The organism is Thermostichus sp. OS-CIW-30, assembly GCF_054060215.1.
On the sequence record NZ_JBSSCZ010000007.1, the window covers coordinates 34024 to 46533 of the forward strand.

Here is a 12510-nt window from a genome sequence, read left to right on the forward strand (position 1 = left end):
GCTTTACAGGGACATTCTAAAACAGGTCGAGAAACTTCCCTACCATCGGCCAACTCCCTGCCAAACCCCAGGACAATGAGGGGAGAAGAGAAAGGTTAGACTGGTGAGGCTGCGGCTGGAGGCTGGCCTGTGCTGTTAACCAAGGGCTTTGAGGTGGAAATGTACACCGGCACCGCCGCCGGGGAAGTGGTGGGCTTGTCGGATCGCATTTGCCAGGCTTTGCCAGGGTTTGTGCGGGAGCCGGATCGGCGCAATGTGGAGTACATCACCCCCCCTCTCCGCCGCTACGAAGACCTGCTCTGCGCTCTGCTGCGACCTCGCCTGCAGTTGCGGCAATTTTTGCGCCGTCTTGGCCCTTACACCCTTCTGCCAGGGAGTACGCTGGCTTTGGGCGGCAGCGATCACTTCGAGCGGTCGGATCCCGGCAACCCCTACCACGACTACATCGAGCGCACCTATGGCACGCGGGTGGTAACTGCTAGCATTCACATCAATGTTGGCCTGCCAGGTACCGAGGCCATCTTCCGGGCCTGTCGCCTGCTGCGAGCGGAAGCATCTCTCTACCTAGCTCTGAGCGCTTCCTCTCCTTTTCTGGACGGACGGGTGACGGGATCCCATTCCAGCCGTTGGCAGGTGTTCCCCAAAACGCCGGCTCAGGTGCCCTTCTTCCGGGATCACGCCCACTACATTGCCTGGATCCAGGAGCAGCTAGCCTTGGGCACCATGCAGAATGTGCGCCACCTGTGGGCCTCGGTGCGACCCAACGGCCCGGAGCGGCCCTACCACCTCAACCGCGTGGAGCTGCGCATTTGCGATCTGGTGGGGGATCCGGTAATGGTTCTGGCCATTACCGCCTTGGTGGAAGCCCGTCTCTGGCAGTTGCTGGCCCAGCCGGAAGCGCTGGATCCCTTGCGGGGGCCCTTTACCCCAACAGAGCTGGAGAGCCTTTGCGAAGCCAACGAGCAGGCTGCTGCTCGAGAATCGCTGCAATCTCATTTGGTCGATTGGCGGACAGGCCGGGAACGGGCGGCCCAAGAGTGGATCGAAGAGCTGCTGACCGAAGCTTGGCGTATTGGCCAACCTCAAGGCTTGGGCTGTTTTCTAGCTCCCTTGCAAACTCTGCTCCACCAGGGCAATGAGGCCCAACGCTGGCTGAAGCAAGTCAACCAGGGATCCACACCTGCCCAGGTGTACCAACAGGCCATCCAGGAGCTGGCCGAACAAGACCGAGAGAGGCAGGAAACCCTCTGTCAAGCTGTCGGCTAAGCCTCTGCCCAACGGTGAGCGTTCTCAACCCGGTGCTTTCTACACACTAGCTCGCCGAGCCAACTTATAGTCATTTCAAACTGGATTGAGACACTCCTACTGCTGCCCAAACGCTCCGCGCCGCTTCCGCGACCACCTCCAGTCCTTCTCCCAGAGAGAGAGGAGTTGGGAAGCAATGCAACAGATTTCATTCTTGTTTAAAATGCAATTCCCTAGGCAGGCTCCACCGCTTCTTGTAGGGCTTTGCGGGCAATGCGAGTGACGTAGACGGTAGCGGCTATGGTGGCGATGAGCCCCACGAGGCGAACGACCCATTGGGCGGTTTGAGCCTGAGGATCCAACTCCGCGCCTTCCATGTCGGCCAGGGATCCCGCCAACGAGCCGATGTACACATACATAAAAGTACCCGGCACGATCCCGGCAGTGCCCAACAAGTTATCCAGAAAAGAAATTCGGGTCAGCCCTAGGGCGTAGTTGAGCACATTGAAGGGAAACGCAGGCGACAGCCGAATCAGGCCGACTATTTTCCATCCCTCACGTCCCACTGCTCGGTCGATGGCCGCAAACTTGGCATTTCCCTCAATCCATTTCGCCACCTGTTCCCGCGCCAAGTAGCGCCCGATTAAAAAAGCCAAGTTGGCTCCAATGGTTGCCCCGATCAGCACGTACACAGTTCCGGCCAGCAACCCGAACACAGCTCCTGCCCCCAAGGTCAGCACCGAGGCTGGTAGAAGCAGCACCGTCGCTACAATGTAAATGGCAATGAAGAGGATCGGCCCCAGCAACCCCAAGCTTTCAATCCAAGCCAGAGCTTCGGCGAGCCAGTCTTGAATAACTCCAAAAAATCCCAATCGATGGGCTGCCCAAAAGATAAAAATGGCCAAGCCCAAGCCGGTAGCAAGCTTAAGCAAAATCCGCTGCTTTTGGGGATTTGTGTTGAGTTGAGGTAGCTCTTCCATTGGCTAAACTCCTACAAAGTTCTTGTGAGGCGAGCTAGGGCAAGCCAGAGTAGACAGCTCTTGGAGTGGGGGAAGTATCTTTACCCGAAAGTCGTGCCGTTCCATCCCCAAAGATAGCCTTTGGCATCGCTGAACTCAATGTAAATCCTCTTCTTGGGGATCCCCAATCGGGCCTCGATGGTGCCACAAAAAAACTCGCTCATGGCCCGGGTTTGTTGGGCGGAAAATTGCCCGATACTCTTGATTTCTAGGTAACAACAGGGATCCCCACTGCCAGCAAAGGTCATCGGGATCCCACCTTCAAAGGCAGTCATCACGTAGGCTTCCGACTTGCCCAACTGTTCCGATAGAGCAGCAGACAGCACCTTGAGCAGTTCCTCTACTGCGGCGATTTCTGGTTGCACAGACGTTTGCAGCTTGATCAAAGGCATGGATCCCTCTCCCTATCAACAAATTCATCTTGAAATTCATCTTGGCATTCTTGGCCCCGCTCTTCGGCAATCCACCTGTGGTAGCGTAGCGACAGAGTTGGGCAAACCTCTATGGAGCAGACGAAGCCGGCCCAGCCAGAGATCGGCCACCAGCAGGGCCAAATCGGGCCAGGCCCTTGTGCTGTGCAAACTGAGGCTGCCCCCGCTCCTGTCGGCCCTTACAGCCAGGGCGTTACTGCTCTGGGGCCGTTTCTGTTCACCGCCGGACAGGTGGGCCTGGATCCCAAAACCGGCAAACTGGTGGGGGAGGACATTGTTTCTCAAACTCGGCAGGCGTTGCTGAACGTGCAGGCAGTGCTGGAAGCGGGGGGCACCACTCTCGCCAATGTGGTGAAGACAACGGTTTTCCTGGCCGATATGGAGGACTTTGCGGCCATGAACGAGGTTTATCGAGAGTTTTTTGCCACCGATCCGGCTCCGGCCCGCTCTTGCGTGCAGGTGGCTCGCCTGCCCCTCAATGCCCGAGTGGAAATCGAGGTTGTAGCCTGCTACCCACAATCGACCTAAATGTCTCCTGAGTCCGGCTAGCGGAATGGTTTCTGGGTCGGCGCGGATCCCGGCAAATCGGGAACTGGATCGTAGCCCCCTGGGTGCCAGGGATGACAGCGACAGAGGCGACGGATCCCCAGCCAACCCCCTCGTAGGGCACCGTAGCGCCGCACCGCTTCCAAGGTGTACTGGGAGCAGGTGGGGTAGTAGCGACAAGCAGGCGGCAGCCAAGGAGAAATACCCACCTGGTAACCCCGGATCAGGGCAATCAAGCTGCGAGTGAGGGGATCCGATCGTTCAGGCATGGGTCGGAGTCCAAAAAGCGCATCTCTAGGTAACTTGAGGTTAGCTGTTATCCCAGACTGGAGGCGCCTGCAAAGGCGAGCAGGGCCGGTTCCCAGCCCCAGACCATACGGTTACAATCAGAAAGGTTAGTACCTAAATATTTCGGGCTGAGGGATCCGGCGAAGGTGGGCTTATCCTAGGGCGCGGTTCTGGGAGAACGCTTTGAGTTCCATTTTGCATAAGGAGTTGGCGTGAGGGTATTCGGGCAGCTGCAGCCGGCACAGCGGCGCAACTTGGGCATTTTGTTTGTGGCTGGGCTGCTCTTTTGGGCCAGTTTATCCTCGCTGCTGCCCACGTTGCCTCTCTACGTCAGAGATGCCGGTGGCACCAGCCAGCAAGTGGGCTGGGTAATGGGGGCCTTTTCGATTGGGTTGCTGGCCTTTCGCCCTGCGTTGGGTCGCCTGGCGGATGGCCACAGCCGGCAGATCGTGCTGCTTATCGGCATGGGGGTGGTGGGGATGGCCCCCATAGGATACTGGCTCTCCGATTGGATCCCATGGGTAGCGCTGGTGCGAGCCTTTCATGGGGTTAGCATCGCCGCTTTTGCCACGGCCTATGTGACTTTGGTGGTGGATTTTGCCCCAGAAGAAAAACGGGGTGAGATCCTGGGCTACATGAGTTTGGTCAATCCGATCGGCGCAGCCATTGGCCCTGCTTTGGGCGGCTTTTTGCAGGAGTTTGCCGGCTATGGCCCTTCGTTTCTCTTCTCTGCTCTGCTGGGGTTGGTGGGCTTTCTTTGTACCCAACTGGTTCGAGAACAGCGGCGTGAGCATTGGGGATCCCTGCCGATGGATGGGGCCTTCTGGAGCTTTCTGGGCAGCCCGAAGGTGCGCTCCCTCGCTTGGGTGATGTTTTTGGTGGGGTTGGCCTTCGGCACCCAGACCACCTTTGTGGCCTTGTTAATCCAAGAAGCCGGAGCTCCCCTGAATCCAGGTCTTTTTTATACGGCAGTGGCCTTTGCCAGCTTTGGAGTGCGCCTGCTCACCGGTCGCGCTTCCGATCGCTATGGGCGGGGGCCATTTATCTCCCTCAGCTTGGCCACCTATGCCTTGGCAATGGGGATCCTGATTGTTGCCAACAGCACCGGCGCTTTTCTGGCTGCTGGGGTCGCGGTAGGCTGCGGTTTTGGTACTTTGATCCCTCTCATCTCTGCCCTCGTGGCCGATCGCTCGGAGCCGGCGGAGCGGGGTCGCCTGTTTAGCTTGGTGATGTGCGGGTTTGATTTGGGCATTGGCCTGGCGGGGCCCCTTTTGGGCACCTTAGCAGCGGGATCCGGCTATCGAGCCATGTTTGGCTATGCGGCTCTTCTTTCCTTGGCTTCCTTGGGTTCTTTTCTCTTCTTCTCCAATGGACGACCGGGGGACTCGCTGCGCTTTGCCTTGGGCCTGGGGCCGGATAGCCTTTCGGGTTGTCTGGAGGACAGCCGCAACCCGACCTCCTGGAGCCACCGGGTCAGCCTGCTCCCCCGGAGACGGGATCCCGTTCATAGATAGTCTCATATCTCTATCAGATCCCCCCTGCTCCACACCTGATCCACACCTGAATTGAGACTCAAGCCCTCTGCAGTTTCTACAGACAAACCGGCCCATTTCTGGAAACTCGCCCTATCCTAAGTTGGAGTTGGTGTACAAAAAGCAACTCTGGGCACGGGCTATGGAAGCGCGGCATTGGCTGGCCCTGATGGGATCCCTGGTGGTCAGTGCCTTCTGGGGATGGGTGGAAGCCGTCTGGGGGGTGACAGTGCGAGTGCAATTGGCCGATACCACTGCCCCTCTGGTGGTAGGCGTTTCTCTCCCTGCCCAACTGATCAACGGTCGGGGAGAGGTGCTGGCAGATCTGCCCCCTATGCAAGGGTTTTTGGCTCAGCCCAGCCCTCAAGGGGTGCGTCTGCATGGGGTGGTTGACCCGGTGCTGTTCATCGAACCTCAGGAGGGTGGCCTGGTGGCAGTGAATGGCCGCTGGTACTCCGGCAAGGTGCTCTTGACTGGCTACAACATGGTGATGGCCATCAACTACGTGGATCTAGAAGACTATGTGGCCAGTGTGGTGGATGCAGAAATGGGATCCCGGTTCTTCCCAGAAGCCCTGAAGGCGCAAGCGGTGGCAGCCCGCAGCTACGTTCTTTACCATCGCAATTCCCGCGGTTGGTTTGATGTGTTTAGCGATACTCGCTCCCAGGTGTACCGAGGGCTTTCCCAGCGGTCGGCAGCCGCCCTGGAAGCAACGCAAGCCACCCGTGGCGTGGTCATGGTGTATGGGGGTCAGTTTGTCAATGCCATGTACAGCGCCAGCAGCGGCGGCCAAACCGTCGGGGTGAGTGGGATCCCTTATTTGATGAGCTTACCGGATGTCAGCCCCTATCCCAAGTTTGGGCATGGCATTGGCATGAGCCAGTGGGGCGCCCAAGAATTGGCCCGCCGAGGCTGGACTTACCGCCAAATTTTGGCCTACTACTACCGAGGGGTCAGCTTTGCTCGTTTGCCAGAGTGAGACCTTCAGTGCCCTGATTTGCTCTGTCTCGTCTGCGTCAACCGAACCGCGGCTTTTGGGCCTGAAAGACCTCTTGGGCTTTGGGATCCCCTCGCTGAGGGCGGCGTTGAACTCCACTTCGGTCATGGTGCTAGAGCCGAGATAGTAGCCCCAACGATACACCAGATCCCCAAGGATGCCGTAGTGTCTCAGGGTTTGCAGATCTTTCATCAGGAGCGCACCGTCACGAACGGATCCCACACCAGAAACCCTGCTCTGCTTTTTCGCCATTCGCATCTTCCCTTACAGCATTTTTGGGCCTGACTTTTAACTTGAAGAAGACCCCGTTTTGTTCCCACCTCAGCTTCAATTTTAGGCTTCTGGGAGTGGCCTCATGGGTAGAACACTCTATGTGTCCCAACAGGATTGCTACCTCAGCCTCGACCAGGAACGCCTGGTTGTCAAACGGGCTGGAGCTGTTCTTCAACAGGCTCAATTGCCCCACTTGGATCAGATTTTGATCTTTGGCCATGCCCAAGTCACAACCCAACTGATCCAGAGTTGCCTAGAGCGCAACATCCCCATCGCCTATCTTTCCCACATGGGGTACTGTGCTGGGCCGTCATCAACCGGCAGGTGCAGACCTACAAGCAGTTTGTAAATGATCAGATCCCTGTTTACTTGCCGTTCCTCATCCGCTGAGGGGATCCCACATGCATGGTCAAGTCGCGATTTTTGTGGGTTTCTCTTCCGCGGCCCAAAGCGGGCCCATGTCCAGGTAACGCCGGAAAGCCCAGTCCTCCGTGGCCCTCAGCATCACCACCGTGGCCAGATTCACCAGGCTCCCCTCGCCGGGGAAGACCCCAACCACCCTGGTCCGCCGCTTCACCTCACGGATAAGCCGCTCCAGCACATTCGTGCTCTTGATGTGCCGCTGGTGGACCCCGGGAAAGTCCAGGTAGGTCAGGGCCTCCCCCAGACCCTGGGCAAACACCTCCACCGCCCGCTTAAACCGGTCCCGGTAGCGCTCAACGAACTCCTGGGCCAGAGATTCCGCCGTGCCCCGCCGCCGCGCCACAAACACCTCCTGGAGCTCCTCGGCCACCACACCCTGCTCCGACTGCGGCACATGAGCTAAAACGTTCCGCATAAAGTGCACCACGCACCGCTGCCAGCTGGCCCCAGGAAGCTCCGCCATCACCGCTTGACGGATGGAAGGGTGGTCGTCGGAAATGACCAGCCTCACCCCATGAAGCCCCCGCTCCACCAGGCCCTTCAGCAGGTTCCTCCAGGCCTCCTTCCTCTCCCCGCCCGCCGGCTCCACCGTCAGCACTTCCCGGTAGCCTTCTTCGTTCACCCCCACCGCCACCAGAAGGGCCAGGTCCACCACCCGCCCGCCCCAGTTCACCTTGAAGTAGGCCGCGTCCAGGTAGAGGTAGGGGTAGGCCAGCTCCAAAGGCCGGCCCCGCCAGGCGGAGAGCTCCTCCTCCAGGCGCTGGGCTACCCTGGAGACCGCGTCCTTACCGATGCGCACCCGGGACACGCCCTCCGTGATGGCCGCTACCTTGCGGGTGGAGACCCCTTGGAGGTACATCTCCAGCACCGCTTCCTCCACCTCCCCGGTCATCCGCTTGTACCGCTCAAAGACCTCGGTCAGGAAAGTCCCCTCCCGGTCCCGGGGTACCCGGAGCTGGGCGATCCTGCCCGCCGGCGTGATGAGGTCCCGGGTGTAGTAGCCGTTCCGCTCCCCGCGGCGGCTTGGGGTGCGCTCACGGTAACCCGCAGCCAGGTGCTCGGTCATCTCTTCTTCCAACACCTGCTCAATGACGGCCTTGACCCCTTCCCGGATGCGCCGGCTGATCTCCTCCTTGGTCAACCTCTTGAGCTCCTCTCGGTCCATTCCGCCCTCCATGCTTAACCCACAAAATACGCGACACTACCGCCACAGATCACCGGAGTGCGGCAATGGCTACTCAACTGGATGTGGAAGACATTCGAGGGATCCGATCGGTTGCTGAGGTGGCTGGTCTCTTTGCATCTCTGGGGTACGCTCTGGTGGGGCAACCGTTGGATATAGCAGCGCTGGAGCTACCCGCTGATTTTGACAGACCTCGGGCTGCATATTTCCTGGCGGAATATCGACAGCGGTATTTCCGTCAGGTGGTGCTGCTGCTTGAGTTTGAGGTAAAGCCCAGCCCTACAGGTCGCTTCCCTTCGGGGAAGTGGAATTAATGAAAACAAACAAACTATGGCAGCCAGGGAAACTGGCGAAAGTTAGGTGGGCGCTTTTCCAAAAAGGCGCGTTTGCCCTCAGCAGCTTCTTCGGTCATGTAGAACAGCAACGTCGCATCTCCGGCCAGCTCCTGCAGCCCCACCTGCCCATCGCAGTCGGCGTTGAAGGCGGCTTTGAGGCAGCGGATGGCTAAGGGGCTGTGCTGGAGAATTTCTTGCGCCCAGCGGATCCCTTCAGCTTCTAGCTCTTCCACTGGCACCACGGCATTGACCAGACCCATCTCTAGGGCTTGGGCTGCGGTGTATTGGCGGCAGAGGAACCAAATCTCGCGGGCTTTTTTTTGCCCCACCACTCGCGCCAGGTAGGCGGCCCCAAAGCCCCCATCGAAGCTGCCCACCCTAGGGCCGGTTTGCCCAAAGATGGCATTATCGGCGGCAATGGTCAGGTCGCAGATGAGATGCAAAACATGGCCACCCCCAATGGCGTAGCCTGCCACTAGGGCAATCACCACCTTGGGCAAAGAGCGGATGATGCGCTGCAGATCCAGCACATTGAGACGAGGGATCCCGGCCTCATCCAGGTAACCGGCCTCGCCCCGTACGCTTTGATCCCCGCCGGCGCAGAAGGCATACTTCCCATCGGTATGGGGCCCGGCGCCTGTTAAGAGCACTACTCCAATCCTGGGATCCTCTCGCACATCGGCAAACGCATCAATCAGCTCGGCAATGGTCTTGGGGCGGAAGGCGTTGCGCTTGTGGGGACGGTTGATGGTGATCTTGGCAATGCCATCCGTTTTTTCGTAAAGAATGTCTTCGTAGAGCTTGGCCGTCTGCCACATGGTGTCTGGGTGTATCTGCTTGGGATGCCCGGCTGGCTGACGCGGGCGGCATGGGCGGGTTCATTATAGAGGAGCACCTGGGTACTCTGCACCGCTACCGCGAACGGCCTGAAAAGGCTAGGTAGAACGGTTGGTCGCTTGGATGAGGGCTTCCACCAATCCTTCCAAAGTATACTCCTGGGCTGCGATGTCCACTCGACCAAATGCAGCCTTGCAGGTTGCGGCCGTCTTGGGGCCAATGGCGGCAATCTGCACGGGTGGATCCCAGATCTCAGGGCCTAGCCCTGCCTGCCGGATCAAGTGGGCAAAATGCTGTACTGTCTTGGAGCTGGCAAAGGTGAGGATGTCCACCTGGTGGGCTTTAAGAGCTTCCAGGACCTGGGGATCCGCTGCTGCTGGACAGGCAGACTGATAGGCGGCCACCTCCACCACCTCTGCCCCTCGCTGCCGCAAACCCTGTACCACCTCCTCCCGGCCTCCCGACTCCACTCTGGGAAAGAGAATCCGCTGCCCTGAGATCGGCTCCGGCCAAACTTGAAGCAGGGCCTCGGCCACAAACTCTTGGGGCATGAGATCGGGATGGATGCCGTACTGGGCGAGCACGGAAGCGGTCTTGGATCCCACCACCGCCACTTGTACGGGGTGGAGAGCCCGACTGTCCCGACCTTGCCGGTGCAACCGCTCAAAGAAAGCCTGCACCCCGTTGGCCGAAGTCAGCAACAGCCAGTTGAATTGGCCCAGGCGGGCAATGGCGGCATCCAAGGGATCCCAACAGGTGGGCGGCTGGATCACCAGGGTGGGCATTTCCAGCACCCGCGCTCCCTGGGCCTGTAGCAGCTCCCGAAAAGCTGGCGATTGCCCCTCAGAACGGGTAACCAGCACCGTCTTGCCTGCCAGGGGAGCCGGCGGAGGCAAAGGAGGGATCCCCGGCAAAAAGTCCTGCCGCAACCGGATCACCTCCCCAACCACCAGTAGGCCCGGCAACTTTGCCTGACTCTCCCCCTGCTGCAGCTCGGCCAAGGTGCCCACCCACACCTGCTGCTCTGCTTGCCCCGCCCCCCAGATCAAGGCCACCGGTCGGTCTGCCGGGATCCCAGACTCCATCAGCCGTGCGCCAATGTGCTGTCGCTGCCGGGATCCCATCAAAATCACCAAAGTATCCAACTGGGCCAGGGCGCTCCAGGGCAAGGCCTCTAGATCGTGGGCAGTCAGCACGGCAAAAACGCGGCTTAAGTGCTTATCGGTCAGGGGGATCCCTGCCCAGAGGGGGCCAGCCAGGGCCGACGACAACCCCGGCCAAATCTCAAAGGGACAGCCCGCCTCCCTAAGGGCTTGGATCTCTTCGCGAGCGCGGCCAAAGATCAAGGGATCCCCTGACTTGAGGTGAACCACCTGTTTGCCTTCTCGGCAGCGCTGGATGAGCCAGTGGATGCCCTCCTGGAGGCTTCCTGGCCCAGAGCGTCGCCACACCTGCGCCTGCGGCGGCAACTCTGCCAACAAGCGCTCATCCACCAGCTCGTCGATCCAGATAGCCTCAGCCTGCCGTAGGATCTCCAGTGCTCCCTGCGTCAGGCCCGCCCGCCCGCCCAGCCCTGCCCCCACTAGATACACCTTGCCCATGCCCTACCCCTTGGAATGTCGATCTTGCCCCTTGTAAGAAGGGGATCCCGCTTGCTTTGCAAATATAAATATAAATCGAAGACGCCTCCCAACAGCTCCTCTTCCAAGGGGTGGCCAGCCTGAGGAAAAACTGGTCTACTTGCGAGATACTGAAAGCGTGGCCGCCTGAGGATCCCTGCCTATGTCCGGTGTAACTCCAGAGCCTTGGCCGCGGCGGCGTTTTTTGGCCAGTGGAGCTGCTCTGCTAGCAGTAGGAGCGGGCTCCCGCCCCTCTTCGGCCAGATCCCGGCCCTTGCGACTGGTCACCAACTGGTACGCCCAGGCCGAACACGGCGGCTTTTACCAAGCCCTGGCCACCGGCATCTACGCCGACTACGGTCTGCAGGTGGAAATCCGCATGGGGGGAACGGCGGTTAACGTGCTGCAACTGCTAGCCGGGGGAGCGGCAGACTTTGTGCTCGGCGGCAGCCCCGACGCTCTGGCGGCTCTGCAAGCTGGGATCCCTGTTCTCACCGTGGCCGCCTTTTTCCAGAAGGATCCCCAGTGTCTCTTGGCCCATCCAGGGGTGGGCATCGAGCGCCTGGAAGACCTGCGGGGCAAGCCCATCTGGGTGTCACCGGGGGCCAACCTCACCTACTGGCCTTTTTTGCGGGCCAAATTTGGCTTTACCGACGAGCAGAAGCGCCCCTACAACCTCAGCCTCACGCCCTTCTTGCTGGACAAGTCTTCTGCCCAGCAGGGCTATGTGACCTCCGAGCCCTTCCGCGTGCGCCAGGAGGGGGGCTTTGATCCCGTCGTTTTTCTGCTGGCCGACTACGGCTATTCCCCCTACGCCACCACCCTGGAGACCACCCGCCCCTTTGCCGAACAGCACCCGGAGCAGGTGCGAAAATTTGTAGCTGCCTCCATCCAGGGCTGGCAGAGCTACCTAGAGGATCCCCGCCCCGGCAATCGCCTCATCCGCCAAGACAACCCCAACATGAGCGAGGCCCTCCTGGCCTACGCCCACCAAGCCCTAAAAGACTACGGCCTTCTCACCAGTGGAGATGCCGCCACGCTGGGGATCGGCGCCATGACCCACCAGCGCTGGCAAACCTACTTTCAGGAGATGGTGGCCCTGGGAACGGTGGAAGCCAACTTGGATGTGGGCCAAGCCTATACCCTCGACTTCCTCCCCGGCCCCACTGCCTAAGGGATCCCCACTTCCATCGCCGCCAAACTGTGCAAAAGCGGGGATCCCTGCATCCCCAGCTCATGGCGCCGGTGCATTTGGTTTGTCAGCAAGTAGGCCAAAGGTGGGTGGCCGCTCAGCCGTTGGCGGGGGTGGGGCAGATGGTCGTTGCCGAACTGGTGGCGGTACTCCTCCGAGTCGATAAAGGCATTGACCATGGCCTGCAAGCCCTGGTGCACCAAAATGTCGTGGTAGGCGGCCACCTCCTCCTTGCTGGCCGGGGCCCGTCCCAAAAAGTGCTTGAAGCCCTGCTCTACACAGCGGGTGTTGCAGCCGGCACTGAAAAAGAGTTGCCGGTAGAGCCGGGATCCCCCAATCTGGCGAACCAAGCGCTTAATCCCGATCCGCCCCCGCAAGAAGTCCTGCTCGATTTTCTCCAGCTCTCCTGTTTTCTCGTGCTGGTAGGGCTGGCGTTCCAAAAGCTGTTGGTAGGCAGCCCGCAACAGGTTTTGCAACGTTTGCGGATCCTGCCGGCGCTGGCGCGATTCCATAACCCTAGCTCCCAATCGACGAAGCCAACAAAAACAGAAAAGATCGATTTACAGACAAAATGGGGGACTACTTTAAAG

General features: G+C 59.7%; 14 protein-coding genes. 7 read left to right on the forward strand and 7 right to left on the reverse strand.

Features of this window, described 5'->3' with window-relative positions:
- Nucleotides 1-129: 129 nt before the first annotated feature.
- Nucleotides 130-1266 (forward strand): glutamate--cysteine ligase, encoded by a 1137-nt coding sequence (gene gshA, locus ACVWZF_RS04190; RefSeq protein ID WP_041436211.1) that lies wholly within the window; start codon nucleotides 130-132, stop codon nucleotides 1264-1266.
- A 212-nt stretch (nucleotides 1267-1478) separates the two neighbouring features.
- On the opposite strand, the gene ACVWZF_RS04195 is transcribed toward gshA, so the two are convergent.
- Nucleotides 1479-2225, reverse strand: coding sequence for a TVP38/TMEM64 family protein (locus ACVWZF_RS04195; RefSeq protein ID WP_011432207.1), 747 nt, complete (start codon nucleotides 2223-2225; stop codon nucleotides 1479-1481).
- 80 nt (nucleotides 2226-2305) lie between these two features.
- Entirely contained in the window at nucleotides 2306-2656 is a 351-nt protein-coding gene (locus ACVWZF_RS04200; protein WP_011432208.1) for a phenylpyruvate tautomerase MIF-related protein, read from the reverse strand.
- A gap of 183 nt (nucleotides 2657-2839) precedes the next feature.
- On the opposite strand from ACVWZF_RS04200, the gene ACVWZF_RS04205 reads away from it, so the two are divergent.
- Nucleotides 2840-3223 (forward strand): RidA family protein, encoded by a 384-nt coding sequence (locus tag ACVWZF_RS04205; RefSeq protein ID WP_011432209.1) that lies wholly within the window; start codon nucleotides 2840-2842, stop codon nucleotides 3221-3223.
- Nucleotides 3224-3240: 17 nt separating this feature from the next.
- Here the strand turns inward: ACVWZF_RS04205 and yidD are convergent, their stop codons facing one another.
- Nucleotides 3241-3510, reverse strand: coding sequence for a membrane protein insertion efficiency factor YidD (yidD, locus tag ACVWZF_RS04210; RefSeq protein ID WP_011432210.1), 270 nt, complete (start codon nucleotides 3508-3510; stop codon nucleotides 3241-3243).
- Between the two features lie 231 nt (nucleotides 3511-3741).
- Here yidD and ACVWZF_RS04215 point away from each other — a divergent pair, with 231 nt between their 5' ends.
- The 3 genes from ACVWZF_RS04215 to ACVWZF_RS04225 all read left to right on the forward strand — a co-directional run bounded on the left by ACVWZF_RS04215 (nucleotide 3742) and on the right by ACVWZF_RS04225 (nucleotide 6680).
- Nucleotides 3742-5043 carry an MFS transporter gene (locus tag ACVWZF_RS04215; protein WP_457410924.1) on the forward strand — a complete coding sequence of 434 codons (1302 nt, stop codon included), beginning with the start codon at nucleotides 3742-3744 and terminating at the stop codon, nucleotides 5041-5043.
- Nucleotides 5044-5173: 130 nt separating this feature from the next.
- Entirely contained in the window at nucleotides 5174-6040 is an 867-nt protein-coding gene (locus ACVWZF_RS04220; RefSeq protein ID WP_457410926.1) for a SpoIID/LytB domain-containing protein, read from the forward strand.
- 373 nt (nucleotides 6041-6413) lie between these two features.
- A complete protein-coding gene (locus ACVWZF_RS04225) occupies nucleotides 6414-6680 on the forward strand; it encodes a CRISPR-associated endonuclease Cas1 (RefSeq protein ID WP_414344071.1) in 267 nt (88 codons plus the stop codon).
- Between the two features lie 60 nt (nucleotides 6681-6740).
- Here ACVWZF_RS04225 and ACVWZF_RS04230 read toward each other — a convergent pair whose 3' ends face one another.
- On the reverse strand, nucleotides 6741-7931 hold the full coding sequence (locus tag ACVWZF_RS04230; protein WP_457410927.1) for an IS256 family transposase: 1191 nt from the start codon (nucleotides 7929-7931) through the stop codon (nucleotides 6741-6743).
- 53 nt (nucleotides 7932-7984) lie between these two features.
- Between ACVWZF_RS04230 and ACVWZF_RS04235 the strand changes: the two genes are divergently transcribed.
- Nucleotides 7985-8251 (forward strand): hypothetical protein, encoded by a 267-nt coding sequence (locus tag ACVWZF_RS04235; RefSeq protein ID WP_414331890.1) that lies wholly within the window; start codon nucleotides 7985-7987, stop codon nucleotides 8249-8251.
- 14 nt (nucleotides 8252-8265) lie between these two features.
- Here the strand turns inward: ACVWZF_RS04235 and menB are convergent, their stop codons facing one another.
- Nucleotides 8266-9090 (reverse strand): 1,4-dihydroxy-2-naphthoyl-CoA synthase, encoded by an 825-nt coding sequence (gene menB / locus ACVWZF_RS04240; RefSeq protein WP_011432215.1) that lies wholly within the window; start codon nucleotides 9088-9090, stop codon nucleotides 8266-8268.
- 117 nt (nucleotides 9091-9207) lie between these two features.
- Nucleotides 9208-10710, reverse strand: a complete 1503-nt coding sequence (gene cobA, locus ACVWZF_RS04245) for a uroporphyrinogen-III C-methyltransferase (protein WP_011432216.1) — start codon at nucleotides 10708-10710, stop codon at nucleotides 9208-9210.
- A gap of 181 nt (nucleotides 10711-10891) precedes the next feature.
- Here cobA and ACVWZF_RS04250 point away from each other — a divergent pair, with 181 nt between their 5' ends.
- Nucleotides 10892-11902, forward strand: coding sequence for an ABC transporter substrate-binding protein (locus tag ACVWZF_RS04250; protein ID WP_011432218.1), 1011 nt, complete (start codon nucleotides 10892-10894; stop codon nucleotides 11900-11902).
- Here the strand turns inward: ACVWZF_RS04250 and ACVWZF_RS04255 are convergent.
- Nucleotides 11899-12432, reverse strand: coding sequence for a phycobilisome rod-core linker polypeptide (locus ACVWZF_RS04255; protein WP_011432219.1), 534 nt, complete (start codon nucleotides 12430-12432; stop codon nucleotides 11899-11901). The two genes, ACVWZF_RS04250 and ACVWZF_RS04255, sit on opposite strands and share 4 nt — an antisense overlap.
- Nucleotides 12433-12510: the final 78 nt, after the last annotated feature.

Coding starts and splice junctions, on each gene's coding strand:
- ACVWZF_RS04195 (WP_011432207.1), bottom strand. CDS start 2,225: ATGGAAGAGCTACCTCAACTCAACACAAATCCCCAAAAGCAGCGGATT.
- ACVWZF_RS04200 (WP_011432208.1), bottom strand. CDS start 2,656: ATGCCTTTGATCAAGCTGCAAACGTCTGTGCAACCAGAAATCGCCGCA.
- yidD (WP_011432210.1), bottom strand. CDS start 3,510: ATGCCTGAACGATCGGATCCCCTCACTCGCAGCTTGATTGCCCTGATC.
- ACVWZF_RS04225 (WP_414344071.1), top strand. CDS start 6,414: ATGGGTAGAACACTCTATGTGTCCCAACAGGATTGCTACCTCAGCCTC.
- ACVWZF_RS04230 (WP_457410927.1), bottom strand. CDS start 7,931: ATGGAGGGCGGAATGGACCGAGAGGAGCTCAAGAGGTTGACCAAGGAG.
- ACVWZF_RS04235 (WP_414331890.1), top strand. CDS start 7,985: ATGGCTACTCAACTGGATGTGGAAGACATTCGAGGGATCCGATCGGTT.
- menB (WP_011432215.1), bottom strand. CDS start 9,090: ATGTGGCAGACGGCCAAGCTCTACGAAGACATTCTTTACGAAAAAACG.
- cobA (WP_011432216.1), bottom strand. CDS start 10,710: ATGGGCAAGGTGTATCTAGTGGGGGCAGGGCTGGGCGGGCGGGCGGGC.
- ACVWZF_RS04250 (WP_011432218.1), top strand. CDS start 10,892: ATGTCCGGTGTAACTCCAGAGCCTTGGCCGCGGCGGCGTTTTTTGGCC.
- ACVWZF_RS04255 (WP_011432219.1), bottom strand. CDS start 12,432: ATGGAATCGCGCCAGCGCCGGCAGGATCCGCAAACGTTGCAAAACCTG.